Source organism: Lactiplantibacillus fabifermentans DSM 21115, assembly GCF_000498955.2.
GTDB lineage: Bacteria > Bacillota > Bacilli > Lactobacillales > Lactobacillaceae > Lactiplantibacillus > Lactiplantibacillus fabifermentans.
Map to the genome: position 1 here is coordinate 47,493 of NZ_AYGX02000175.1, position 24,920 is coordinate 72,412.

The 24,920-nt window shown below is 43.3% G+C and carries 31 protein-coding genes, 2 tRNA genes, 1 pseudogene and 1 other annotated feature; of the genes and pseudogenes, 22 read left to right on the forward strand and 12 right to left on the reverse strand.

The window, feature by feature from the left end:
* Positions 1-540: 540 nt before the first annotated feature.
* The 3 genes from DY78_RS15045 to DY78_RS15055 form a co-directional block, all read right to left on the reverse strand.
* On the reverse strand, positions 541-1,872 hold the full coding sequence (locus tag DY78_RS15045) for a C1 family peptidase (protein ID WP_024625391.1): 1,332 nt from the start codon (positions 1,870-1,872) through the stop codon (positions 541-543).
* Positions 1,873-1,950: 78 nt separating this feature from the next.
* Positions 1,951-2,634 (reverse strand): ribose-5-phosphate isomerase RpiA, encoded by a 684-nt coding sequence (gene rpiA / locus DY78_RS15050; RefSeq protein WP_024625390.1) that lies wholly within the window; start codon positions 2,632-2,634, stop codon positions 1,951-1,953.
* A 20-nt stretch (positions 2,635-2,654) separates the two neighbouring features.
* Positions 2,655-2,939 (reverse strand): GNAT family N-acetyltransferase, encoded by a 285-nt coding sequence (locus DY78_RS15055; protein ID WP_024625389.1) that lies wholly within the window; start codon positions 2,937-2,939, stop codon positions 2,655-2,657.
* Positions 2,940-3,636: 697 nt separating this feature from the next.
* Between DY78_RS15055 and DY78_RS15060 the strand changes: the two genes are divergently transcribed.
* The 17 genes from DY78_RS15060 (at position 3,637) to rplL (ending at position 18,121) form a co-directional block, all read left to right on the forward strand.
* The gene (locus DY78_RS15060) at positions 3,637-4,173 is read left to right on the forward strand and encodes a dCTP deaminase/dUTPase family protein (RefSeq protein ID WP_024625388.1); all 537 of its coding nucleotides are present in this window, start codon (positions 3,637-3,639) and stop codon (positions 4,171-4,173) included.
* 111 nt (positions 4,174-4,284) lie between these two features.
* Positions 4,285-5,661: a DNA repair protein RadA gene (gene radA, locus DY78_RS15065; protein WP_024625387.1), complete on the forward strand. Its 1,377-nt coding sequence runs from the start codon at positions 4,285-4,287 to the stop codon at positions 5,659-5,661.
* Positions 5,662-5,682: 21 nt separating this feature from the next.
* Complete coding sequence (locus tag DY78_RS15070) at positions 5,683-6,870, forward strand: PIN/TRAM domain-containing protein (protein WP_024625386.1); 1,188 nt, start codon at positions 5,683-5,685, stop codon at positions 6,868-6,870.
* A gap of 1,140 nt (positions 6,871-8,010) precedes the next feature.
* On the forward strand, positions 8,011-9,501 hold the full coding sequence (gltX, locus tag DY78_RS15075) for a glutamate--tRNA ligase (protein ID WP_024625385.1): 1,491 nt from the start codon (positions 8,011-8,013) through the stop codon (positions 9,499-9,501).
* A 246-nt stretch (positions 9,502-9,747) separates the two neighbouring features.
* Positions 9,748-11,160 carry a cysteine--tRNA ligase gene (cysS, locus tag DY78_RS15080; RefSeq protein ID WP_024625384.1) on the forward strand — a complete coding sequence of 471 codons (1,413 nt, stop codon included), beginning with the start codon at positions 9,748-9,750 and terminating at the stop codon, positions 11,158-11,160.
* Position 11,161: 1 nt separating this feature from the next.
* Positions 11,162-11,572, forward strand: a complete 411-nt coding sequence (locus DY78_RS15085; protein WP_024625383.1) for a Mini-ribonuclease 3 — start codon at positions 11,162-11,164, stop codon at positions 11,570-11,572.
* Positions 11,562-12,338: a 23S rRNA (guanosine(2251)-2'-O)-methyltransferase RlmB gene (rlmB, locus tag DY78_RS15090; protein ID WP_024625382.1), complete on the forward strand. Its 777-nt coding sequence runs from the start codon at positions 11,562-11,564 to the stop codon at positions 12,336-12,338. The genes DY78_RS15085 and rlmB overlap by 11 nt, the downstream gene beginning before the upstream one ends.
* Positions 12,339-12,340: 2 nt before the next feature.
* A complete protein-coding gene (locus DY78_RS15095) occupies positions 12,341-12,883 on the forward strand; it encodes an NYN domain-containing protein (protein WP_024625381.1) in 543 nt (180 codons plus the stop codon).
* Positions 12,884-13,073: 190 nt separating this feature from the next.
* On the forward strand, positions 13,074-13,631 hold the full coding sequence (locus DY78_RS15100; protein ID WP_024625380.1) for a sigma-70 family RNA polymerase sigma factor: 558 nt from the start codon (positions 13,074-13,076) through the stop codon (positions 13,629-13,631).
* 130 nt (positions 13,632-13,761) lie between these two features.
* On the forward strand, positions 13,762-13,911 hold the full coding sequence (gene rpmG / locus DY78_RS15900) for a 50S ribosomal protein L33 (protein ID WP_081754365.1): 150 nt from the start codon (positions 13,762-13,764) through the stop codon (positions 13,909-13,911).
* Positions 13,912-13,922: 11 nt separating this feature from the next.
* Complete coding sequence (gene secE, locus DY78_RS15105) at positions 13,923-14,108, forward strand: preprotein translocase subunit SecE (RefSeq protein ID WP_024625379.1); 186 nt, start codon at positions 13,923-13,925, stop codon at positions 14,106-14,108.
* A gap of 111 nt (positions 14,109-14,219) precedes the next feature.
* Positions 14,220-14,768, forward strand: coding sequence for a transcription termination/antitermination protein NusG (nusG, locus tag DY78_RS15110; RefSeq protein ID WP_024625378.1), 549 nt, complete (start codon positions 14,220-14,222; stop codon positions 14,766-14,768).
* A gap of 22 nt (positions 14,769-14,790) precedes the next feature.
* Positions 14,791-15,678 (forward strand): alpha/beta hydrolase, encoded by an 888-nt coding sequence (locus DY78_RS15115; RefSeq protein WP_024625377.1) that lies wholly within the window; start codon positions 14,791-14,793, stop codon positions 15,676-15,678.
* 100 nt (positions 15,679-15,778) lie between these two features.
* The gene (gene rplK, locus DY78_RS15120) at positions 15,779-16,204 is read left to right on the forward strand and encodes a 50S ribosomal protein L11 (protein WP_003637772.1); all 426 of its coding nucleotides are present in this window, start codon (positions 15,779-15,781) and stop codon (positions 16,202-16,204) included.
* A 100-nt stretch (positions 16,205-16,304) separates the two neighbouring features.
* Positions 16,305-16,994 (forward strand): 50S ribosomal protein L1, encoded by a 690-nt coding sequence (gene rplA / locus DY78_RS15125; protein WP_024625376.1) that lies wholly within the window; start codon positions 16,305-16,307, stop codon positions 16,992-16,994.
* Positions 16,995-17,048: 54 nt separating this feature from the next.
* Positions 17,049-17,162: a sequence feature (ribosomal protein L10 leader region), on the forward strand.
* 28 nt (positions 17,163-17,190) lie between these two features.
* On the forward strand, positions 17,191-17,694 hold the full coding sequence (gene rplJ, locus DY78_RS15130) for a 50S ribosomal protein L10 (RefSeq protein ID WP_024625375.1): 504 nt from the start codon (positions 17,191-17,193) through the stop codon (positions 17,692-17,694).
* A gap of 58 nt (positions 17,695-17,752) precedes the next feature.
* On the forward strand, positions 17,753-18,121 hold the full coding sequence (rplL, locus tag DY78_RS15135) for a 50S ribosomal protein L7/L12 (protein ID WP_024625374.1): 369 nt from the start codon (positions 17,753-17,755) through the stop codon (positions 18,119-18,121).
* A gap of 151 nt (positions 18,122-18,272) precedes the next feature.
* On the opposite strand, the gene DY78_RS15140 is transcribed toward rplL, so the two are convergent.
* The 8 genes and pseudogenes from DY78_RS15140 to DY78_RS15170 all read right to left on the reverse strand — a co-directional run bounded on the left by DY78_RS15140 (position 18,273) and on the right by DY78_RS15170 (position 22,610).
* A complete protein-coding gene (locus tag DY78_RS15140; RefSeq protein WP_024625373.1) occupies positions 18,273-19,475 on the reverse strand; it encodes a tyrosine-type recombinase/integrase in 1,203 nt (400 codons plus the stop codon).
* Between the two features lie 80 nt (positions 19,476-19,555).
* A tRNA-Gly gene (locus DY78_RS15145) sits at positions 19,556-19,626 on the reverse strand.
* 4 nt (positions 19,627-19,630) lie between these two features.
* Positions 19,631-19,704 (reverse strand) — tRNA-Ile (locus tag DY78_RS15150).
* 14 nt (positions 19,705-19,718) lie between these two features.
* Positions 19,719-19,817 (reverse strand): annotated as a pseudogene (locus tag DY78_RS16275).
* Positions 19,818-19,858: 41 nt separating this feature from the next.
* A complete protein-coding gene (locus DY78_RS16280) occupies positions 19,859-20,392 on the reverse strand; it encodes a hypothetical protein (RefSeq protein ID WP_156404138.1) in 534 nt (177 codons plus the stop codon).
* Positions 20,393-20,441: 49 nt separating this feature from the next.
* Positions 20,442-21,788, reverse strand: coding sequence for an SNIPE associated domain-containing protein (locus tag DY78_RS15160; RefSeq protein WP_024625371.1), 1,347 nt, complete (start codon positions 21,786-21,788; stop codon positions 20,442-20,444).
* A 25-nt stretch (positions 21,789-21,813) separates the two neighbouring features.
* Positions 21,814-22,227 carry an ImmA/IrrE family metallo-endopeptidase gene (locus DY78_RS15165; RefSeq protein ID WP_056993543.1) on the reverse strand — a complete coding sequence of 138 codons (414 nt, stop codon included), beginning with the start codon at positions 22,225-22,227 and terminating at the stop codon, positions 21,814-21,816.
* A gap of 11 nt (positions 22,228-22,238) precedes the next feature.
* Positions 22,239-22,610 (reverse strand): helix-turn-helix domain-containing protein, encoded by a 372-nt coding sequence (locus tag DY78_RS15170; protein WP_056993544.1) that lies wholly within the window; start codon positions 22,608-22,610, stop codon positions 22,239-22,241.
* 161 nt (positions 22,611-22,771) lie between these two features.
* On the opposite strand from DY78_RS15170, the gene DY78_RS15175 reads away from it, so the two are divergent.
* Entirely contained in the window at positions 22,772-23,017 is a 246-nt protein-coding gene (locus DY78_RS15175; protein WP_024623926.1) for a helix-turn-helix transcriptional regulator, read from the forward strand.
* A gap of 109 nt (positions 23,018-23,126) precedes the next feature.
* Here the strand turns inward: DY78_RS15175 and DY78_RS15180 are convergent, their stop codons facing one another.
* The gene (locus tag DY78_RS15180) at positions 23,127-23,330 is read right to left on the reverse strand and encodes a hypothetical protein (protein WP_024623927.1); all 204 of its coding nucleotides are present in this window, start codon (positions 23,328-23,330) and stop codon (positions 23,127-23,129) included.
* 79 nt (positions 23,331-23,409) lie between these two features.
* Between DY78_RS15180 and DY78_RS15185 the strand changes: the two genes are divergently transcribed.
* The 4 genes from DY78_RS15185 (at position 23,410) to DY78_RS16840 (ending at position 24,735) form a co-directional block, all read left to right on the forward strand.
* Positions 23,410-23,592 (forward strand): hypothetical protein, encoded by a 183-nt coding sequence (locus tag DY78_RS15185; RefSeq protein WP_024623928.1) that lies wholly within the window; start codon positions 23,410-23,412, stop codon positions 23,590-23,592.
* A 60-nt stretch (positions 23,593-23,652) separates the two neighbouring features.
* The gene (locus tag DY78_RS15190; protein ID WP_024623929.1) at positions 23,653-24,207 is read left to right on the forward strand and encodes a hypothetical protein; all 555 of its coding nucleotides are present in this window, start codon (positions 23,653-23,655) and stop codon (positions 24,205-24,207) included.
* A 5-nt stretch (positions 24,208-24,212) separates the two neighbouring features.
* On the forward strand, positions 24,213-24,497 hold the full coding sequence (locus DY78_RS15195) for a helix-turn-helix domain-containing protein (RefSeq protein ID WP_011101089.1): 285 nt from the start codon (positions 24,213-24,215) through the stop codon (positions 24,495-24,497).
* Positions 24,498-24,606: 109 nt separating this feature from the next.
* Entirely contained in the window at positions 24,607-24,735 is a 129-nt protein-coding gene (locus DY78_RS16840) for a hypothetical protein (RefSeq protein WP_134144313.1), read from the forward strand.
* Positions 24,736-24,920: the final 185 nt, after the last annotated feature.

The window sequence follows — 24,920 nt, forward strand, 5'->3', positions numbered from 1 at the left end:
ATTTCAGCTCATTCTTGGCGTAATGTTAAGCATATGAAATTGCGGTTGAATATTATTGATCGTGGATGGTTTAATCAAAAACTAGCTATTAATAACCGACTTTAGGAAAGAGTCTTCAAAGATGTTGGTGGTGTAAGTGTGACTGCAAGCATTGAACTTACACCACTTGTACGGCCGCTTCCATTACCGCTTGCCCACAACTGAATGAATTTAACCATGAGAAAACGGGGCACCACGGCGATGAAATCGCTAAAGTTGTGATTAATTGGTTCATCAGCAACTGAAGTGAGTTGGCGTGCTGTTTGTGAAAGCATGTTCACCAATGTTTTGAAAAGACGGGCCTTGTGGTAAATACTCTGATAGTCGGAAGGCAGTAGGAATGACGCTGTGTCGATGTTCTTAATGAGTGTTTTTTGCTCATTTAGAACATGGGCCGTGTTAGGAGACTTCTGGTTTTTGGAAGGCTTCTAACCGCCGGCGACCACAGCAAAAAAGCCCTTCGCAAACGCGAAGGGCTTTTACATACTTGATTAAATTAAGTTAAGCTAAGGCACCCATTGGATCCCATGGTGCTAAGACCGTTGGTTCTTCTGCTTGGGCAGCTTTGAGTTCAGCTGGCAAGAATTGTTTGTTAACGACTACTTGGTAGCAGTATTCGTCCATCCAAGCGTCACTCATGACGAAGAAGCCTTTTTCACCGACTTTATCGCCCCAGCTGTTTTCAACCTTCCATTTAGTTGGTTGGCCGTCTACTAAGTCGACCCCGGTGATAACCATCGCATGGGTCATCAGACTTTGACCGTAGTCTAAGCGTTCCGCTTTAGACATAGCTAAGTCCACGTCGAATAATTCGTCGGTCCCATAAACGTCGGTTGCCATAACGCCTTTTTGACGGTCAGAGGACTTACCAACATCACAACCGAACCAAACACTTTGGCCAGCTTGAAGTTGTTTGATGGCGAGTTGTTTGAAGTCGGCCATGGAAACGTTCAAATGTTTCACTTGGCGACCGCCCAACACGTTACCTAACATCTCAATCGTGTAAGTGTGGTTGTAGGGTTTGTCATCGGTTGGGGCATTGATGATTGAAACGTAATCATCTAAGTTCCAGCCAATGTATTTGTCGAAGAACGTCTTAGGGGTTAAGCCCTTGTCGATGTGATAGTTCTTATCATCATCGCGATATTCCCAGTCGAATTTCGTTGCGGGTTCGCCAAAGGCATAAGCTAACATCCGGTAAACTTCATTCAACATCTTGTTCTTGCGGTCTTCGATTTCGTCAGCGGACGTCTTGGCCGCGACTAATTCGCGTAATTCCACGGCGTCTTTGCGTAACTTCAAGTTCAAAGTACTGTTGATTTCAGCGGACTTTGAACTGTTGTAAGTTTCGGGCATGACACTCTTAGGTACAATCCCGTATTTTTGAATGATGGCAACTAACATATCCCATTGACCACCGTCTTGTTGTGGGGTAGTCATTAACCAAGCCACTTTACGACTGCTAGTTGGTTGGTCAGCGGTTGCCAAGACATTTTCATAGAAGTAGTTTGCTTTTTCGAATTTGTCCCAGAAGAACGTATAGTTTTGGGATAATTCAAAATCCTTCAACTTGAATTGGTCAGCTAACGCATGCCGCATCGTGTTTAAGGCCGCAAACATCCAGCAACGGCCACTTTGCTTTTGGTTCGCCACACTACCGGTATCCAAATCAATGGAAAAAACTGGGGTGGTTTGGCTCATAGCTTGGATATCTTGGCTGCTAGCTAAGATTCCGTTCTTGGTGACACTGCGTTCGATGACTTTCGCATCGGCTCGTGAATCTAAATCGGCTTGAAATTTGGCGATTTGATCCAAACTTACTGCATTACTCAAAAAATCACGCTCCCTTTAATCTAATTCTAATTGTATCGGTTTAAGGACGACCGAGCAAGTTATCGGTTAGTAAAAAAATTATGGCCGGGCTTGAATAACTTCGGGACCGTTTTCATGGCCGACGATGACCGTGTTGACCATGTCTAAGAATAAACCATGTTCCACGACACCGACCATGTGAATTAAGTCTTCGGCGAGCGCATGGGGGTCGGTAATCGGATTGATGTGCAAGTCAATGAGATAATTATTAGAGTCAGTCCGGACAAATTCGCCGTCCACTTTACGGAAAACGGGATTATAGCCGCGGGCGGCCATTTTGTCGAAGACGTGTTTGCTCCCATAAGGAATCACTTCAACGGGTAAGCCAAAGGCCCCGAGTTGGTCGACCATTTTACTCTCGTCGACAATCCACATCACTTTGTCGGTGTTAATGGCCACGATTTTTTCCCATAGGAGGGCGGCCCCGCCACCTTTAACGCCTTGGAAGTCCGCCGAAATTTCGTCGGCGCCGTCAATGGTTAAATCTAGGTGGTCAACGTCATCGACGGATTTCATTGGAATGCCTAAGCTTTTAGCTTGCGCCGCGGTCCGTTCGGAAGTGGAGACCCCGACAATGTTTAAATGTTCCTTTTGAACCCGTTCACCAAGGGCATCGACCATGAATTTAACGGTGGAACCCGTTCCGAGACCGACATACATCCCATCTTTGACAAATTCAACAGCTTTTTGCCCGACTAATTGTTTCAATTGATCCTGATTCATGTTTGCAAATTCCTCCAAAATTAGGCTTGTGTGTCCAAAACATCGGCGACTTCTGGGTGACGATCGAAGTACGCTTTAGCGTAAGTGCAGAGTGGTTTAATCGTCTTATGTTCGGCTCGCGCCGCTTCCACGACGGCCATTGTCAATTGTCCCGCTAAGCCTTGATGACCAAAGTCGTCGCGCACAAAAGTGTGTTCAATGACCCACGTCTGTTCATCATTAATGGCGGGAAACGTAATTTCACCAGCTAATTTACCATCCGCATCGTTAAAATAAAACCGGTGCGGTTCACGCGTGAATTCCATTGCTGTCACCACCTTGTAAAGGGTTTTATAACTAAGGTAATTAAACCGGTAAATGCCCGATTTGTCAACGAAACTCCCGGTTGAAAGTATGGTAAAATATTAACACTGTCGAGAAGCTTTTGATGTGATTGCCGCTGCCGGCGACTGACTGGATCGCGGTGGGGCAGACCTGGGGCCAAAAAGCGGTCCCCAGGGCGCTTGGAAGCCTTACCCAACCCGCAAGTCTTCCAAGTCGGCCCATTTTCTAAGGTGGTCCAACCCGCCGCCTAAGAAAATCGACACGGCGATCCAGTCAGTCGCCGGCAGCTAATCTTGATAAAATCGTGTTTGCTAACGTTAGTCAGTGAATACTGTTTCAGGATTATTGATACTTTATCAGATGGATTATTCGATTTTGATATATTGTTAGAAATGAGTTAACACGTATTAACGTAAAGATAATGATATGAATTAAGTGAAATTAAATTAATGACAATGTGGTTAGTTAGCCGGAAGCCGGGCACAATTGCGTTGTGAAACGGGACTTGGCGAGTGTTGTTTGCTCGCTTAGTCCCGGGGCCGTGTTGGATGACTTGTGGGTTTGGCAAGGCATCCAACCGCCGTAGGAGACCGCTTTTTGGCTCCTGCGGGTTGCCCCACAGCGGAGTTGTGTCCGGCTGGAGGCGGCAAACATGCAACCAAGAAAGTAGGAATAAACATGGCACGTGGATTTGAAATTGTTAGTAAGTATGCGGGACAGGGATTGCATATTCCTTATCGGACAACGAAAAAGGCGGCGGGGTATGACTTTGAAGCCGCTACGGACTTTACATTACCTTCAATTTGGAAATTGAATTTTGTTAAAATTTTATGGCAATTGAAACATGGTGAAACGAGTAGTGCGGCTGATTTAGATGCGGCTGCCAAAGTTTTGAAGCCCTTTTTAGTGCCAACTGGGATTAAAGCATTTATGAATGATGATGAATATTTAATGTTGGCGAACCGGTCAAGTAACCCCTTGAAACGCAACTTGATTTTGCCAAACGGGATTGGGATTATTGATGCCGATTATTACAATAATGATAATAATGAAGGCGAAATTTTCTTGCAATTAATCAACATGGGGATTCGGGATGTCCACATTAAAAAGGGCGAACGCATCGGCCAAGGCATCTTTACCCCATATTTGACGGCGACGGATGAAGCGGCCATTGAAACGACGCGTAACGGTGGTTTTGGGTCGAGTGGTAAATAGGTAAAAAAATAGTTAAGCCAAGTTAATTTAACGGCTTTCAGGCGCATTAATGTTAGAATATAGTTATGTATATTTAATCATTTGTTAGGCAGAGAATTGGAGGAAATTGATGTGGCCAAAGTAAAAACCCAATTTGTTTGTTCCAATTGTGGTTATGCGACCCCACGGTATTTAGGTCGTTGTCCTAACTGTGGTGAATGGAATACCTTAGCGGAAGAACGGTTTGATACGAAACCAGATCGTAAATCCCGCGTGAGCTTTGCCGGTAAAACGGCCAAACCGCAACGTTTAAAAGAAGTTTCATTAACGAAAACACCGCGGGTCCAAACTAAGTTACGTGAATTCAACCGCGTCTTAGGTGGTGGCGTCGTGCCGGGTTCCTTAGTGTTAATCGGTGGGGACCCCGGGATTGGGAAGTCGACCTTGTTATTACAAGTTTCTGGTCAACTCGCCGAAACGGGTGGGTCCGTCTTGTATGTAACGGGTGAAGAAAGTGCGTCGCAAGTTAAGATGCGCGCGGACCGCTTGAATGTCGATAGCGAAGACTTTTATTTGTATCCCGAAACCGATATGACCAATATTCGTACGACGATTGAAGAAACCAAGCCACAATATGTGGTCATTGATTCGGTGCAAACGATGCAAGAGCCCGATGTGCAATCCGCGATTGGTTCGGTTTCGCAGATTCGTGAAATCACAGCGGAATTATTACAAATTTCGAAGACCAATGGCATTACGATTTTTATCGTTGGGCACGTGACTAAGGGCGGCGCGATTGCTGGTCCGAAGATTTTGGAACATATGGTGGATACCGTTTTGTACTTTGAAGGGGATCTTCATCATACGTACCGCATCTTGCGAGCAGTGAAAAATCGGTTCGGTTCGACTAACGAATTAGGCATTTTTGAAATGCGGTCCGACGGTTTGCAAGAAGTTGCCAATCCATCCGAAATCTTCTTGGAAGAGCGGCTCAAGGATGCGACTGGTTCGGCCATCGTTGTTTCGATGGAAGGGACGCGGCCCATCTTAGTTGAAGTTCAAGCGCTAGTTACGCCGACCGTTTACGGTAATGCGAAGCGGACGGCGAGTGGTTTGGACCATAACCGGGTCTCACTGATTATGGCGGTGCTGGAAAAGCGGGCTAGTTTAATGTTACAAAATCAGGATGCTTATTTGAAAGCTGCCGGTGGCGTTAAATTAGACGAACCAGCGATTGACTTGGCCATCGCCATGAGTGTCGCTTCCAGTTATCGCGACCAACAAACGCAACCGAGTGATTGTTTCGTCGGTGAAGTTGGTTTGACGGGTGAAATTCGACGGGTCAACCGTATTGAACAACGGGTCGGCGAAGCGGCCAAGCTGGGATTCAAACGGATTTTCGTACCAAAGAACAATTTACAAGGCTGGGATATTCCAAAAGGGATTGATGTGGTGGGAGTCGCAACGTTAAAAGAAGCGTTGCAACTCGCTTTACAACCAACAAATTAATTAATAAAAGGGGCTGACGCCATGAAGAAGTTAACGGTGCGACTAGTGTTCATCGTGGTCGGGGGTACGTTAGGGTTAACGTACTTACCGTTTCTGTGGACGACTATTTGGTCGCAACCAAATGCGTTGTTAAATAATATTTTTACCAACTTTTTGTTGGGGGCATTGTTGTTATGGGTGCTTTCGCTATTCCTCGCAAACGCGGCAATTCGCTTAGTTGACCGAGTTGAAAAGAATTTATCGAAACAAAATCCTATGACCTTATTATTTGGGAGCGTTGGGTTTATTATTGGGTTATTGATCGCGGTTCTGATTTCGCAATTATTCAATCGCAGTCCACTATTCTTATTGAACACGGTCGTCCCAATAATCTTGATGCTGTTTTTCGGTTATATCGGTGCCCGCGTGGGAACGACGCGAATCGACGAATGGCGAAAAGTCTTTAATTTCCGTCGCCGGGGCGAAAAAGACGCCGAAGCGAGTCCGGAGATTACGGATGCGCAACCAGATAAGAACTACCATCATTATAAAATTTTAGATACGAATATTTTAATTGATGGTCGGATTTACGACTTAGTAAAAACGGGATTCTTAGAAGGTACTTTATTAGTACCAAACTTTGTGTTGTACGAGTTGCAATACATTGCCGATTCAGCGGACAGCATCAAACGGGTCCGGGGTCGGCGCGGGTTAGATATTTTGAATAAGTTACAAAATGAAAATATTATTCCCGTTGAAATGTATGAAGGCGACTTTGAAGATATTCCGGAAGTGGATAGTAAGTTGATTCAATTGGCCAAAAAGGTCAACGGGGTCATCGTCACTAACGACTACAACTTAAACAAAGTCATCGAATTCCAAAATGTCCAAGTCTTAAATATCAACCAATTGGCCAAGTCCTTAAAGCCACGCGTCATTCCGGGTGAAGAAATGAACGTGATGGTCGTTAAAAATGGGAGCGAACGCCAACAAGGGGTTGGTTACTTGGATGATGGGACGATGGTCGTGGTCGAAGATGGGAAATTCTACATCAACGAAAAAGTCGATGTCGTCGTCACCAGTGCCTTACAAACCGATGCCGGTCGCATGATTTTCGCCCGCTTGGCCCACGCCAACCGCGGTATTCCTGATCACGCCGACAGTAACGACAACAAGCACAGCGGCAACAATAACCACAACAACAGTCACAAGAACAACAATCACAAATAATTGATACGCGGCCAGCCACTATTTCGATAGGGGGCTGGCCGCGTTTGTTGGCTCGCCAGTCCAGCAGTCAGCGTTCGCCAACCTCACTTTCAAGCTCCGCCAAACCCGCGAATCTTGAAGTTGGTTATTGTCGCAGTTGGCCAACCGTAATTCCATCGTCCTGGGACCGGTCCAAGCCTGAGGAGCGGTCTTGGACCTCGCTTTTGAGCCTGAAAAGCAAGTCTCAAAAGACGTCCGTGGTGTAAACGGGCAAAAAACGCCCGTTAACGCCACTTTCAGGACGATTCCATTACGGTTGGCCAACTGCTAATCTCGGCTCAGTTTCAAAATAACGTAAGTCTATGAAATTGTGATTGAATATTTTCGAGGGTAGTAACTAGCTGTTAGTAACTGACATTAAGCAAGAACCTTGAAAGATGCCGGTGCTCTAAGCCGAGGAGATCACTCGACTAAGCGCACTTTCAGCACGTTCACACTGACTGCTGGACTTCCGGGTGCGCAGTTTTGATTAATGATTGAATTAAGTTGAACTGAATAACGTCGATATATCTATTACAGGATGTATCGACGTTATTTTTAGGCTTAAATTCAAATTGCGTGTAGCGCTGTATGCCGCCTAACGATGAAATCTGGAGAAGGCAGCTTTCATCGATGCGGGACTATTGGCAGTCGATTGCTGCTGGTGTATTTTTAATGATTTGAAACTTAGTGACCGGCTAAATTAAGCATAAGGTTGAGCGTGGCGGAATATTTTTCATTAAATAGAATTTAGCAGTTGGTTGCGCGTAACGGAATCCGCCCTGCAGGTGGCGTTAACGGCTGTTTTTGGGCCGTTTACACCACGGACATCTTTTGAGACCGGGTTGGGGGCTCGAAAGTGAGGTTCAAGACGTTTCTCAGGCTTGGACCGGTCCCAAGGCGGATGGAGTTACGCGCAACCAACTGCGGCAAGCCTAACGCCAAGAAACTACCCGAAATCAAGGTTAGAACTTTATTTTTAAGTGCAAACATTGTAAACTGGAAAGGCAGTGTATGTTGGAATTTTCGGCATACGTTTCGGTTTTGCGACTGAAATTAGGGCGCGTCAAACCGCCTAGTAACTAAAAGTTTGATAAAAAAACGAAAGAGGCGTTAATCACATTGGCAAAGAGCAAGATTCGTGTGCGTTACGCACCAAGTCCAACTGGCCATTTACACATTGGTAATGCCCGGACAGCATTGTTTAACTATTTATTTGCCCGGCATAATAAAGGAAAGTTTATTCTGCGGATTGAAGACACCGATTTAAAGCGGAACGTCGCTGACGGTGAAAAGAGCCAAATGGATAACTTGGCTTGGTTAGGAATTGACTGGGATGAAGGTCCGGATAAGGGTGGCGACTTTGGCCCTTATCGTCAATCTGAACGGAAGTCCATTTATGACCCATTGATTCAACAATTAATCGATGAAGGCAAAGCTTATGAATCTTACATGACGGAAGATGAATTAGCGGCCCAACGTGAAGCCCAAAAAGCCCGTAAAGAAATGCCCCATTATGTTTACGAATTCGCTGGGATGAGTGAAGACGAAAAACAAGCCAAGATTGCGGCCGCCAAAGCGGCTGGTATCACGCCAGTTATTCGTTTCCACGTCCCCGAAGGCCAAACTTATGCTTGGGATGACATGGTTAAAGGGGAAGTTTCCTTTGAATCCAAGACGGTCGGTGGCGACTTTGTCATTAAAAAACGTGACGGGATGCCAACGTATAACTTTGCCGTTGTCGTTGATGACCACATGATGCAAATCAGCCACGTTTTCCGTGGGGATGACCATGTTGCCAACACCCCTAAGCAATTAATGATTTATGAAGCCTTTGGTTGGAACCCACCGAAGTTCGGCCATATGAGCTTAATTATTAATACCGAAACCGGTAAGAAGTTAAGTAAACGTGATGAAACCGTCTTACAATTCATCGAACAATATCGTGAATTGGGCTACTTGCCAGAAGCCATGTTAAACTTCATTATCTTACTCGGTTGGTCACCAGTTGGTGAAAACGAATTGTTCAGCAAGCGCGACTTTATCAAGATGTATGATGAAAAACGTTTGAGCAAATCACCAGCTGCTTTTGATGGCAAGAAGTTGGAATGGGTTAACAACCAATACATCAAGAAGGCTGACGAAAATGAAGTCTTTGCGATGTCAATTCGTCAATTGATCAAGGCGGGTCGCTTACCACAACGCCCAACCATGGATCAAATCGAATGGACGCGGACGTTAGTTTCATTGTACAAGAACCAAATGAGTTTCACGGGTCAAATCGTGGACTTAGCGGACTTGTTCTTCAACGGCCCCGCCGATATTGATGACGAAGCGAAGGCTGAGTTAGAAGCTGATACTGCTTTGACGGTCTTACAAGAATTCCGTAAGCGGATTGAAGACGTTGATGTCTTTGAAGCCACGGCTATTCAAAAGACTATTAAGAGTATCCAAAAAGATACGAAGATTAAAGGTCGTCAATTGTATATGCCAATCCGGATTGCCGTTTCTCACGAAATGCACGGTCCTGAATTGCCAGAAACGATTGAATTATTAGGCCGCGAAACGACGATGAAGCATCTCGATGCGATGATCGCCGAATTATCTAAATAAGTTTTAACCGCCTAAAGAGCGTCTTTTGTGCCTTGGTACAAAGGGCGTTTTTATTTGGAAAATTATCATGGCCTACGCGTTAGTGAAGAAATTTTAGCAGTCTTTTTTTAATCTATCGGCTGGCATGGTAAACTATGACTAAATGTGAATTAATGGCCCGATGGTGTTCACTAGGACTGGACCGGGTCATTTAATCAAACTGAGCTAGAATAATGAAAGATTTAACTCGAAAGGAGCTGGTGAGCTTTGATCAATATTTTTAATACTTTGACCCGCCAAAAAGAACCGTTTAAACCGATTACCCCTGGAGTGGTAAAAATGTACGTCTGTGGGCCGACTGTTTATAACTATATTCATATTGGGAACGCCCGCTCGGCCATTGCCTTTGATACGATTCGCCGCTATTTCGAATATCGGGGCTTCAAGGTGGACTACGTGTCGAACTTTACCGATGTTGACGACAAAATGATTAAACGGGCTAAGGCCGACCATACAACGGTGCCCGCGATTGCGGACCGGTTTATCAAGGCGTTTATGGCGGATACCGCCGCGGTCAATATTGAACCAGCAACGGCGCATCCGCGCGCCTCTGAAAACATTCCGGAAATTGTTGATTTTATTAAAGTCTTAATCGACAAAGGCTATGCGTACGAATCAGCGGGGGATGTGTACTATCGCGCCCGCAAGTTTAAAAACTACGGTCAATTATCCGATCAACGGATTGATGATTTGGAAGTCGGCGCGAGTCAACATACGGCCGATGAAGAAACCGACCGTAAAGAAGACCCTATCGACTTTGCCCTTTGGAAAACGGCGAAAGCCGATGAAATTTCTTGGCCATCTCCATGGGGGGCAGGTCGCCCGGGCTGGCATATCGAATGCTCAGTCATGTCGACGAAGTACTTAGGCGATAATTTTGATATTCACGGTGGCGGCCAAGACTTAGAATTCCCGCATCATGAAAACGAAATTGCCCAAAGTGAAGCCAAGACCGGGACTAAGTTTGCCAACTATTGGATGCACAACGGCTTCGTCACGGTCGGTGATGAGAACGAAAAGATGAGTAAGTCACTCGGTAACTTTGTGACGGTGCATGATATCGTGCAACAAATCGACCCGCAAATCTTACGGTTCTTCATGGCGACGACCCAATACCGGCGGCCAATTCAATATAGTCAAAAGAACTTGGATGAAGCTGGAAATAACTTGAGTAAGCTTCAAAATGCGTATCGTAACTTAACTTATCGCTTAAATGACGCCCTTGACGGTGACGATGCCGATATTCAAGCACAACTCACAGCGTTGACCGATCACTTTGTTACCGCCATGGATGACGACTTCAATGTGCAAAATGGGATTGCCGCCGTCTATGAATTAGCCAAGTTGGCGAATGTGTATGCCGCGCAAACCACGGTCCAAACGACGACGCTCCAAGCACTACTGACGGCCTTAGAACAGTTAGCAAGTGTCTTTGGCGTCAAATTTGCCGCAGCGACGCCAACCTTGGCCGATGCGGATATTCAAGCTTTGATTGACCAACGGCAAGCAGCCCGGAAAAACAAAGATTTTGCTAAAGCGGATCAAATCCGTGATGATTTGAAAGCTCAGGGGATTATCTTAGAAGATACGCCTCAGGGTGTGCGGTTTAGAAAGGAATAATATGACAGTTGATTACCAACAATTAAATGGGATTGCCTTGGCGTACTTAGGTGACGCCGTGTACGAACCATTTATTCGCCAACATATGATTGAATTAGGCTTTACTAAGGCCACCAAGCTCCACCACCACGCGACGCACTACGTTTCAGCTAAGGCACAAGCCGCTTTGATTGAACGGATGCAAGCGGAAAACGTATTGACGGATACGGAAGTGGATGTCTTTAAGCGCGGCCGTAATGCCAAGAGTCATACGTCGGCCAAGCATACCGATGTGCTCACGTATCGGGTTTCCACCGGCTTTGAAGCCGTCTTTGGCTATTTACAATTGACCGGCCAAACGGAACGGATTGCGGCATTAGCGCACTGGTGTATTGAACAAGTTGATGAAGGGAGGGTTTCGAATGTCAATTAATGAACGGAACCAAAATGAAACGGAAACGGCGGACTTTGTGATTGGGCGTCATCCTGCCATGGCCGCGATTAAGAGCGACCAACAAATCAATAAAGTGTTTATTCAAAGCGGCTTACAAGCCGATGTTTTAAACGATATTGCTAAAATCGCTAAAAAGCGGAATTTAATCGTCCAATATGTGCCGAAACAAAAGTTGGACCGCCTGACCGATAACGCGAATCATCAAGGGGTCGCTGTTGGGGTGGCCGCGTTTGAATATGCGTCAATCGACGACTTATTCGCGGTTGCTGAAGCCAAGCAAGAACCGCCATTTTTCTTGATTTTAGATAATATCGAAGACCCCCATAACTTAGGGTCAATCATGCGGACGGCCGATGCCGCGGGCGCCCATGGGATTATTATTCCAAAACGGCGCGCGGTGGGCTTGACGAGTACGGTTGCCAAGACGTCCACTGGTGCGATTGAACATGTCAAAGTGGTTCGGGTCACGAACCTAGTTCAAACGGTAAAACAACTCCAAGAAAAAGGGTTGTGGATTTTCGGGACTGATATGAATGGCACTGATTATCGCCAATGGGATGCCAGTGGTGCCGTGGGCTTGATTATTGGGAATGAAGGTAAAGGAATTTCACCATTACTTAAAAAGAGTGTCGATGAAATGTTGACGATTCCAATGATTGGCCACGTGCAGAGCTTGAATGCCAGTGTGGCCGCCAGCCTCTTAATTTATCAAGGCTATACGTCCCGCCATCCCCTCGGTAAATAATTATGAAACAACAATTATTGATTGTGGATGCATATAATATGATTGGTAATTGGCCAGAACTCAATCGACTCAAGCAAGCCAATCGGTTACCCGATGCGCGTGATGAGTTGTTGAATGTTTTGACTGAATATAAGAAAATCACTGGTTTAAATATTAGTGTTATTTTTGATGCGATGTATGTCCCGGGAAATTCTAAGAGTTATCGGCAAGCCGACTTAGAAATCGTGTGGACGAGTAAAGACCAGACGGCGGACAGTTACATTGAAAAATATGCGGCTGAAAAGCAATCCCGGGTCTTACAAGTGACCGTGGCAACGAGTGACCAAGCCGAACAATGGGTCATCTTTTCCGAAGGCGCTTTACGGATTCCGGCCTTGGAACTCCGCAAACGGGTGCATCAAGCGTTGAAAGAAGTTCGACACACGGCGTTACGCAGCCAAGACCGCGGTTCGGTGCGCAAGTCGCCCTGGGATGATCGCCAATTATCGGCGTTGGAACAATACCGCCGCCAATTGGAAGCCGACCACGATAAACGCCGCCATTAATGGATAAATGGCGAATTTAATAATAATTGAATAACTTTAATAATCTTTGATAATTGCTGAGAAAATCAACTAGTTTTTAGGGTGCAAATAAAAACGCCTGTTCGCTTGTACTACCGGGAAAGCGCGGGTATATTGGTTTCACAGATTCAGGGGGTGCGGTTCTGAAATTTCAGAAACGAGGAAGACCATTTTGACTGAACAGCAATTGATTGCGTTAGCAGCCAGAGGGGATGATTACAGTATCATGCTCTTGGCCGAACGTTATTTGCCGGTAGTTTTAAGGTTACGTCACCAATATTTTATTCGTAATTTTGATGATGATGATTGGTTACAAGAAGCCCGCATTGCGATTCATCGCGCGGCCCGACAGTACGACCACCAACACGCGTGTAGTTTTGGCGCGTTTTACCGCTTGTTGCTCAACAATCAAATTATTGACTTGATTCGGCGCACGCAAGCTAAAAAACGCCAACCAGATCAAGACGTTGTGTCCTTAGATATGGAAGATGAAGAACCCTTAGAAGAAGTCCTAGTTACCAATTACACGGCCATTGATGTGATTCACGTCCACGACAGCGTCGCCGAATTCACCCGCATTTGTTCAAACTTTGAAGCCGAAGTTTTTTGGGCACTACTAAGTGGCATGTCACCACAAGGCATTGCCACGATGCTACAAGTCGAGCTCGCCCCAGTGACGAATGCCACTGACCGGTGCCGCCGGAAGTTACGGCAGTTATTGATGAGTTAGGTAGTAGGTGTAACTTGCCGTTGGGCGTCAGCGGTAATTCCAGCCGCCGTGGCGGCCGCGCCAACCAAAAATTGACAGTTGCAATTTTCCATGATACTGTTAATCCTGATTAATTATGGAGGTAGTGTCGATGGCTCATAAAAAAATTGCGCTGGCATGTACGGTGTGCGGTTCACGGAACTACACGATTGATGCCAACCCTAATCGAACTGACCGCTTAGAAGTAAAGAAATTTTGTAAATTTTGTGGAACACATACACTTCATCGTGAAACGCGGTAGGGGGATAAAAAATGCGCTTATTTAAGTTCTTTGGTTCAGTTGGACAAGAAATGAAAAAAGTCACCTGGCCAACTTGGAAAGAAAACCGTCGTGATTCATGGACTGTTATTTCAGTGTCCTTGTTCTTCGCCGCTTTCTTTGCCTTGTTTGACTGGTTGATCCAATACTTGTTAAATCTATTAACGTCTTTTCATTAATAGCTATTTGGCGAGAATTTTGGTATAATAACGTTATTGAAGAGAAAATCTCGTGTTCACGAGGTTTTTTTATTTTGTCGAAAATTAACACATTCTCAAAGGAGTTTAATCATGGTCGAATCTGTCGAAAAACAATGGTATGTCTTGCATACTTATGCTGGTTATGAAAATAAAGTTGCTTCTAACTTGGAATCACGGGCCCAATCAATGGGGATGGAAGACAACATCTTCCGCGTCGTTGTTCCTGAAGAAGAAGCGCATGAAGTTAAGAATGGGAAAGACAAAGTTGAAATGAAAAAAGTCTTTCCTGGGTATGTCTTAGTTGAAATGGTCATGACTGACCAAGCTTGGTACATTGTCCGGAATACCCCTGGAGTTACTGGGTTCTTAGGTTCACATGGCCAAGGTAGTAAGCCGACACCATTATTACCAGAAGAAGCCGAAAATATCTTACATCAATTAGGGATGAGTGCGCGTCATACCGAATTAAACGTTGAAGTTGGCGAACAAGTTACTATCATTGATGGCGCCTTTTCTGGGTTGACTGGTGAAGTCACTGAAATCGATACTGAAAAGATGAAGTTAAAAGTTAACATCAACATGTTCGGCCGTGAAACGAGTACCGAATTAGACTTCGACCAAGTTGATCAAATTCAATAATTAAGTAAGCTGGTGGCCAATCTTGGCAATTTTGATTTTAATCATCATCGGCATCATCATTGTGGCGGTGCTCAGCCGGATTGGTTACAAATTTTGGCAATATGGGCGCCCCCAACATCTCGCGACTTCGCCGCAACCGCAATCGGCGGATGACAGTGCCGTGACCCTGTTTATCCCGGGGTATGCGGGCAATCGCTTTTCGTTTGGTGGCATGTTACAACGCTTTGTGACGGGCCAGTTTGCCAATAAGTCACTGGTCGTGATGATTGATCGACATAATCATCCGCATGTCACCGGCTCGCTCGATGCCTATCGCCCGATGGTACAATTAGTTTTTGCCACGCCACGCGTGCCGGTGCGGCAACAAGCTGACGGGGTCTTAGCGGTTGTTAAATATTTGATTGCGCATGAACATGTTCAGACCATTAATTTGGTGGCCCATTCGATGGGCGGCGTGGTCTTGTTTCAATATTTGACGACAGCGGCGCGTCTGGTGAATTTACCAGAAGTGCGCAAAGTGGTGACGATTGGGGCCCCGTTCAATGATAGTGAGGTCGGTCAAAATACGTATCCGATTGAACATCATCCGTTGACGGCGAGTGGACCTACTAAAACAACGCCGGTCTATAATTATTTTTTGCGGACGTTACAACGACTGCCAAATACGATTTCGTATTTGAATATCGCTGGCAACATTGGTGATGATATCCAAAGTGACGGCGCGGTGGCGTTAAGTAGCGCGCTATCCTTGCGTTTCTTACTGAAGCCGGCCGTTGATCAGTACCACGAGTTTGTCGTGCATGGTAAAAATGCGCGGCACTCGCGGTTACATGAAAACTTTGCGGTTGATCGCCAAATCGTGCAATTTTTATATCCGGATAAATCAAAAACGATTGCGGACGAAAAATAGATGTGATACAATGACTTTCGTGCGTCACGTATGCACGTTCACGTGGGAGGAGCAAAACTCAGCTCCATTTACCACATCACGGACTAAGGAGGAATGTCTCGTGGCTAAAAAAGTAGCTAACGTTGTTAAATTACAAATTCCTGCGGGCAAAGCAACACCTGCTCCGCCAGTTGGCCCTGCATTAGGTCAAGCAGGTATCAATATCATGGGTTTCACAAAGGATTTCAATGCTCGTACCGCTGACCAAGCTGGTATGATCATTCCTGTTGTGATTACGGTGTACGAAGATCGTTCATTCGACTTCATCACTAAGACTCCACCTGCTGCCGTTCTTTTAAAGAAAGCTGCTGGTGTTGAACACGGTTCCGGTGAACCTAACACGAAGAAGGTTGCTACGGTAACCAAAGATCAAGTTAAGCAAATCGCCGAAACTAAAATGCAAGATCTAAACGCAGCTGATGTAGAAGCAGCTATGCGCATGATCGAAGGTACTGCTCGGAGTATGGGATTCACCGTCGAAGGCTAATTCAGTACTGAAGAGTATGTCGGACACTTCATCAAAATGAATGTGTCAGGTGGGAGGAAATCTCCGTTTGAACCACATTTGCAAGGAGGAAAACACTTAGATGGCAAAGAAAAGTAAACAATACCAAGAAGCCGCTAAGCTCGTTGATCGTGACAAAGCTTACGATGTAACCGAAGCGGTAGACTTGGTTAAAAAAATGGATTTCGCAAAGTTTGATGCAACTGTTGAAGTTGCGTTCAAATTGAACGTTGATACTAAACAAGCTGACCAACAACTTCGTGGTGCCGTTGTTTTACCTAATGGTACTGGTAAGGAACAAACCGTTATCGTTTTTGCTAAAGGCGATAAGGCTAAAGAAGCTGAAGCAGCCGGTGCTGACTTTGTCGGCGAAGCTGATTTAGTTGCTAAGATCCAAGACGGTTGGTTAGATTTTGACGTTGCAATCGCAACGCCAGACATGATGGCTCAAGTTGGTCGTTTAGGCCGTGTACTTGGTCCTAAAGGCTTAATGCCTAACCCTAAGACTGGGACTGTTACCATGGACGTTGCTAAAGCTGTTAGCGATTCTAAAGCCGGTAAGGTTACTTATCGGACGGACCGTGACGGTAATGTGCACGTACCAGTTGGTAAAGCATCATTCGATACTGACAAGTTAGTTGGTAACTTCAAGACCATTGAAGACACCATCGTTAAAGCTCGTCCAGCTTCAGTACGTGGGACGTTCATTCAAAACTTAGTTGTTACTTCAACGTTTACCCCAGCGGTACGTGTTGACTTAGCTTCTTTCTAAGGATTGAAAAATTAAAACATTGACCCCGACAGTATTCTGTGATAGATTACTAGAGGTTAAGTTATATCTCTACCTAAGACTCAGGCGGCTGCAAAGCCTTAATATACCTGCCGAGGACATTGTTTTTTCTCTATGTCTTGGTGGACATAGGGATTTTTTTTAAATCCCTGAACCAAAATTCTGGGAGGTGAATCTGTTGAGTAAAGAAACTGTTGCTAAAAAAGCACAAGAAGTTAAAGAAGTCACTGAACTTTTAAACAGTTCAGTATCTGCCATCGTAGTTGACTACCGTGGTTTAACTGTTGAACAAGTTACGGATTTGCGTAAGCAATTACGCGAAGCTGGTGTCAAGATGCGCGTTATCAAGAACAAAATCATGGTACGTGTGGCTGACGAAGCCGGTTATCCTGACTTGAAACCTGTTTTTGCTGGCCCTACTGCCGTTGCCTTCTCTGAAGAAGACCCAGTTGCTCCAGCTAAGATTTTAGCTAACTTCGCGAAGACTGCCGATGCCCTTCAATTAAAGGGTGGTATCATCGAAGGTAAAGTTGCTAGTCTTGAAGAAGTTCAAGAATACGCTACGATGCCATCACGTGAAGAATTATTGGCTACGATTGCTAATATGTTACAAGCACCTGTTCGTAACGTGGCATACGCTGTTAAGGCGATTGCTGAAAAGGGCGACGAAGACGCAGCTTAGGCTGAGTTCGGTGTGACAAATAAAAAAATATAATTTCACCTAAATGGAGGAACACAAAATGGCTTTTGATAAAGATAGTATTATTGCTTCATTAAAAGAAGCATCAATCTCAGATTTAAACGACTTAGTTAAGGCTATCGAAGAAGAATTCGATGTCTCAGCTTCAGCTCCAGTTGCTGTTGCTGGTGCTGCTGGTGCCGATGCTGGTGCAGCTAAGGATTCATACGATGTTGAATTAACTGAATCAGGCGACCAAAAGGTTAAGGCTATTAAGGCCGTTCGCGATATCACTGGTCTTGGCTTGAAAGACGCTAAGGGTCTTGTTGATAACGTACCTTCAATGGTTAAAGAAGGCGTTTCTGAAGACGAAGCCAACGACATCAAGGCTAAGCTTGAAGAAGTTGGTGGTGTTGTTACCCTTAAGTAGTCAAATACTTAGAGTAGCGTTATTAATCCGGAAACATCGTTGTAATGACGGTGTTTCCGGATTTTTTTGTTCTTTATTTACGATAGAATCAGGTACATCCCGATACGATTCCGGTACAAATTCTGGTACATAAATTTTTGTACCAGAATTTTCACAAACTTTGGTGTTCATCGTCTGAATCTCCTAGTAGAGTAGGAGCCATGCCATTAAAGACATTAAGAGCACCACGAACATTTTCCCGAGTGTAACTTTGAGTCATTTGCAAAGATGAGTGGCCTAACCAGTGCATGACATCAGTTGCAACTTGTCCATTGGTGAGTGCCATGGTAGCAAAGTAATGTCGGAATATGTGAGGGGTAATATGAATTCCAGCTGCTTCACCCACTTTATTCAAAACCTTATTTGCTTGCTGTACTCCCATTGGCATACCTGTCTTTTCATTTACAAATAAAAAACTTTCATCATTAATGTTTCTATGTGTCTTTGAATAAATATTTTGACTATAGGTGATGGCGTAATGGCAAATATTGAGCATTTCGCCACGTACATATATTGTGCGGTAGCTTGAGTTATTCTTTAAGTCACCGCCTTCTGGTTCTGCATTAGTACGCCCTTTCTTAAATTGTATTGCGCAAACTTCTTCGTCATTCCATTGTGAAAACTTAAAAGAACTGAATTGCAGTCCCATAAGTTCTTCACGTCGTTCCCCGAGCGTTAGAAGGGCTAACATGCAGTATTGATACTTTGACAAGACACTAGGTGCTACGGCCATGAGTTGGTTATACTGTTTTTCAGTGATTGTTTTTGATGACGGTGATTTACCCCCATCAATTGAGATACCACTCAACTTGTTTTTCACAATCACATCATTCCGGGCAGCATCATTCATCAATATTTGCATTACAGAATTGGTTGTAATAATAGTATTTTTGGCATAACCATCTTTGATCATTTGATCGATAAAATTTTGATAACTTTGCCTAGTGATTTCATTGATTTTCTGATTACCAAAAACAGGCTTTAATTGATTGTTCCAGTAGTTTTTTTTCTGAGTAATGGTGGCTGGTCGCCAAAGGTTCAAGTCGATATTTCGCTTTAGAACTTTATCAAAGTAAGCTTGAAGTGTAATTGCGTCTGAAATTGATGCGGTGATTTGCCCAGTTCCAAGTGTTACTTCGAATTTTTTTAACTCAATGTCAGCATCGCGCCAGGATGTGAAACCGGATTTGCTCCAAGTGCGGTATTTATGATTAATATCGGTATAAGAACGGCGAATCCCATATTTTTTCCCTCGTTTTGTTTCATATTCGTAGATTCCAGGGTGACGTTTTAAAGGTTTCCATTGTCGTGGCATACTCATCATTCCTCCAATTAAAATTATTTGAACGTATGTTCTTTTAAACTCAAAATATATACCCCAATAATGGGGTACTAAGCGAGTGACGGGAATCGAACTCGCGACTACAGCTTGGAAGGCTGTCGTTTTACCACTAAACTACACTCGCATCATGGACCTTGTTGGGCTCGAACCAACGACAGGACGATTATGAGCCGTCTGCTCTAACCAACTGAGCTAAAGGTCCAATTAAGCTTTAAATGCGAGCGGCAGGAGTCGAACCTGCATTAATAAATGGAACTGTGGAGGCGCCACAAATATAGCATTATCAATTGTGTTCTACCGTTGAACTACGCTCGCGTGAAGGCCCAAGGAGAACTTTTACTTGGTTATGAGCTTGATTACTTTATTCCATATTTTAAAAATTGGGTCTGTAGTTCGCCAGAACTTTTCATTGAATCCGGGGTAGTTTCAAAAGCTTCCTTTTCAGACATCCCATGCTGTGTTTTATATAACACTGGTGAAACTCCGTATTTATTTAAAAATCCTGTTAGTGTATGTTCATCCATTGAAATTGATGAGCTATTTTCGCTAGTCGAGGATTCTCGATCAACAGATGAACTAGCAGCTACTGATGAGCTGGATGCTTTTTGTGAGGCTGAATTAGCTTGTGCTACACTAGTTGAACTTGCTTTAGCCACGCTAATAGAAGCAGCTTTGCTGCTTGATTCAGAAACTTTCTTTTTGCTTTCAGAGTCAGCTTTGCTCTCTGAACTTGCTTTTTTCTTGGATTCCAATTTAGCAGAGGCTTTCTTCTTGGCAGCCACGCTATTTGAAGCTGATTCACTGTTTTGTTGTGATGATTTAGTATTACTGCAAGCCCCTAGCGTTAAAGACGCTAACACGAGGGCACTAAAAATCAATTTCTTTTTCATCCTAATATCCTTCCAAATTAATGTTTCCCCAAATCCAATTTCAATAACATTATTGCTTTGATTCTGTGCTAATAGCTAAACTCTCTCGATACTCTTCAGCCTCAGGAGCTTCTTTGAAATCTACAGTCAAATTGCTGTATTTTTTTAATTCATCTTCAATTTCGTTTATAGAAATGTGAAAATACTCTTTACGGTTGTTCACCATATTGACACGCTTTTGTGAAAAACGCTGGTGTAGTTCAGATTCTAATTGGTATGCGTTTTCGCTAAATATTAATGCATGTACGTCAAATTTAAATGGAACCGAAGCACTTCCGAGCTCGTTGATACGATCCATTGGATCTAAGCGGCGGGTTACACCAATTTTGAAGACATTTTTACCAAACGACCCAACATTAGAGATGATATAAACATATCCGGCGGTTGCGTTTTCTTCTCGATAATCCACCGCTGCCTTTTTATCTTCATATTGTGTTAGTTTTTGCTTTAATTTTTCAATTTCGGCTATTAATCCCTCGTTGCGAGGATCTTCAGTTTGTCTTTCTTGAAGTTCTTGAATTGCTTTTGAGTAATGATCGATCTGTTTATTAAGCATTTTCTGTTGAGCTTTAATTTCCCGTTGCAAAGCTTTTTCTTCTTTTTCCCGTGCTCGCTGTTCACGAAGCTTATCTTTTTCTTCTTGAACTTTTTGTCGGTACTCAAAAGCTAGATGAAGTTCTTTCAATTTGAGCTGTAAGTAATTGTTGACCATGCTGATTTCAACAACTTCATACATTTTATTGTGCTGATTGAATGAGCGAATGATCCTTGTTTTGATGCGATCAAAATTTGAATATGATACTTTGTTGATAGCATCTGTACATTCGTTATTAAAGCTACGAAGGATGGCCTTTATATTATTACGATTCATCTTTCTTCCTTGTGCTATGCTTCCGTTGACTTGCCAATGATTGTTAAAAATACAAGCAGCTTTATTTTTGATTAGATTTTTTTGTTGATCACGGATTTCTTGCAATCTGTCCTTGTAGCCTAAGGAATCAGAAAAGTCATATTGCGGTTGATACAGGCCATATGAACTCATTTCTAAATCAGGAGAAAGGTCACTAATGTCGGCTTTTATTTCGTTAAGCATGTCAGACTGTTTCTCAATTTCAGATAGTGCATTGATACGCTTTTTGTCAGCGAGATCAATCTGTTTGTCTAATTCATCAAGTGTTTTGCGTTTAGAATTAATGAGTTGTTCAAGTTGTTCAGGCTTCATTTGCTGTAATGATAGCTTAATGTCGTTCTGGTTTTTCAGCTTATCAATGGTTTCCTCTAATTGAACAATTTCCACTTTTGATTTTTGAATAGTATTTTTAAATTCGCTTATTCTGAATAAGTCACCTAGTGACATGAAAATTCCTCCAAATTAATTGATATTAATCTCCGTCGAATGGTACCCCGTATTGATAGGACAGTTCTCTGTATGAATAGGGAATATGGCCATTCTCCTCAATAAACAACATTCCCATCAATCCAACTGAAAATTCATCAGCTTCACGTTCAAACTTAGAATGTCCATGTTTAACGGAAGTGTAGTACCCAATCAGCCCCTCATGGAATATAACGTGTCCCAGCTCATGACCGAGTATGAAATACTGTGTAGGCGTGTGTTTAATAGAATTATTGAGTAGTATGATAGGCTCTTGGCTGTCATAAGCATTTTTACCCAGAGGCATTGCCCCAAAATCACACCATTCCACTTGTATGTTAAGCTTTTCCGCAATTACAAACGGGTCCGCTGTGCGATAACGGTTGACAATAGTTTTAACAATATCTTTTACTCTATCCATAAGTACAACTCCTAATCATGCTTGTGGCGTTTCCAGAATATTGTTGCCATAGCCACACGCACTTGCTGTTTTTCTTCTTCAGTAAGATCTTCACCCCCATAGGTCATTGAGCCTTCATTATCATTAAGAAACTTTTCTATGTCGATAGTATCCTGTTTGTTAGCCCATTCTGGCGTATTGTTTTTACCTAGCAGATAATCAGTTGTTACGTCGAAAATATCCGCAAATTTAGCGAGCTCATCGCTCGAAACTTTTCTAGTTCCATTTTCTATTTTATTCATTATCGAACGATCTAATCCAATACGTCTACCCAATTCTGCTTGGGTGATATCAGCGGACTCTCTAAGGTCGACAATTTTTCTTGCTAAGTTTTTATCAGCCATAACGTCCTCCGTTTCTTTTATAACAACGTTATTTTAACATTGTTTCGTTTTAAGATACCTTATGTTTCGAAAATAAACACAAAAAGCCTTGACGTTTCGATTTTAAACACGTATACTGAATTTGTGGTTGAGATAATCGAAACGGAAAGGAGAATAAAAAGTTGGAATATCAAGTTAATCTTCAAATGATTCGTGATGCACGGAATAGTCAAAAAATATCCATGCAACATATGGCAGATTGTTTAAATATGGGTGGAAAATCTAATTATTTTCAACGCGAAAAAGGAACAGTTCCATTTAAAGCTACTGAGTTACAACAAGTTGAGGACATCTTAGGGTTGAAGCATCAAAAAATTTTAGTTAAGACGTATCGAAAATCGAACTTCACTAAGGAGGCGGCAAAATGAGTGACGAAACTACTAAGTATTTAATTGCTCAAATTAAAGTGGCGATTGAACACGAAAATCCTGAAATGGTGGCAGCCATCACAGGATTCTATCGTGCATATATGGGAATCTAGTCTTTTTCTACTTTAAAGAAGCCGTCTTTATCTCGAGTTGCTGAATTCATTGCAAGACGAATTTCTTTGAAGGTATCAAAGTACAAGGCAGTAATTTCACGAGGAGATAGGTTAGATAGATCTTGATTTTTAACGTACTCCATAGCAAGCGCTTGCGCGGGATTAGCAGGAAATGCAGATAAATAAGTGTCATTACTCACGGTAATTCACCTCCTTATGCTAATTATCGCATAAGGAGCGAACAAAATTATTAACTTTTCAAAGAACGGAGGAGACAACATGCAAGCAATTAAAAATCGCAAACGTGAACTTATCGATTCAATCATCGAACTGCTTCCAGCAGTGTCGCCGAGTCTGATTAATGCTAAGACATTTTGGATGTCGGAAGGCGAGCTTCAAGAACTGATAGGCATGATTCACGACGGGGACCGGAACGAATTTTACGAGATGATTAACTCTTAATTATATTATCCGGCGTTTTTAATTCAGGTTAAACCCATAAAACTGAAAGGTGGTGATGGAATGTCAACACAGTCTAGCTCAGTATTTGCGGGTAGCACGTTGACTGATGTAATGAATCACAACAGCGTAGCGCCTATTGAACTGAGCGGCAAGGTAGGCTACTCGGTAACGTTAATTTACAAACAAAGGCATGATCAGGCACGTATTCGAATAGAATCAGTACCAGCATTTCTAGCAGCATTACCTAATCAAAATCAATTCTTTGCAATTGAATTGGCACATCGATTTGTTGGCGTTACGACACCGGTAATTGATGGCGACCGAATTATGAAGGAACCATTAGCAATGGCTGTTAAAACTATGCCGGAATTAAGCCAAGCACTAGCGGCTATTCAGGATTCACTTGATGAACTAACGATACCCAAAGAGGATTTGAAGCCAAATGACTTTGATGATCCCAAGAAATTAGTGGCTGAATGTTTCGATGCAGTGCTTTACTTGTTAAACCTAATCGCATATGTATGTCGTGGCTTTGATTTGTCCATGCAAGATCAACTTAAGCAGCGCATGAAAAATTGGTTTAAAGATGGCGTTGTTAAACATAGGAAGGAGTGATAGAGATGATGATCTCAATGCAAAACGACGCTGAGTTTATCGATGCTGTAGCTGTTGCGGTAGCCGATAGAATCATGCCACAACTGGAAGTGCTGGTGAAGGAGTATTACACACCGGATCAGGGATTAAACCAACAGCAAGCTGCTAGTATGCTTGGATGCAGTGTGGATACATTAAAAGATTTTTATTACTATCAGCCTGGATTCCCACATTTCAAGAAGGGTACAAAAGATTCATTTTCACAAAAAGCTTTAGAAAAGTGGATGGCCGACAATCAAATACGAGCGTAAGGAGGATTCAAAATGATTGAAGGAGCAATAGTAGGCTGCGCGCTAACTGCATTATGGTTCAAGCGTCATGAAGTTGCTAGCTGGTTTGGAATTTAAGGAGATGAAGACGATGAAATTTACATTCCGGATTGGAAACGTGCTTTACAAACAGATCACGATTGAAGAATTGAATAATCTTTTTGACAAATTTAAGGAGGTTGAACGAATTGGAAGTACGCAAAGTATCGCTAAAGCCTAAATTTGAGTACGAAAAAAGCTGCTCGAGTATTGGGAGTACCCGTGCAGCAAAGACGCTTAATAAATTTATTTTCGAGTTCTATTGTACTCCGAAACAGTAACTAAGACAACGTTTGACATGGAGGTGGCGAAATGAACGGCTACGATAGCTGGTTAATTGACCAAGAAGAAGCTGCGGAAGGCTGG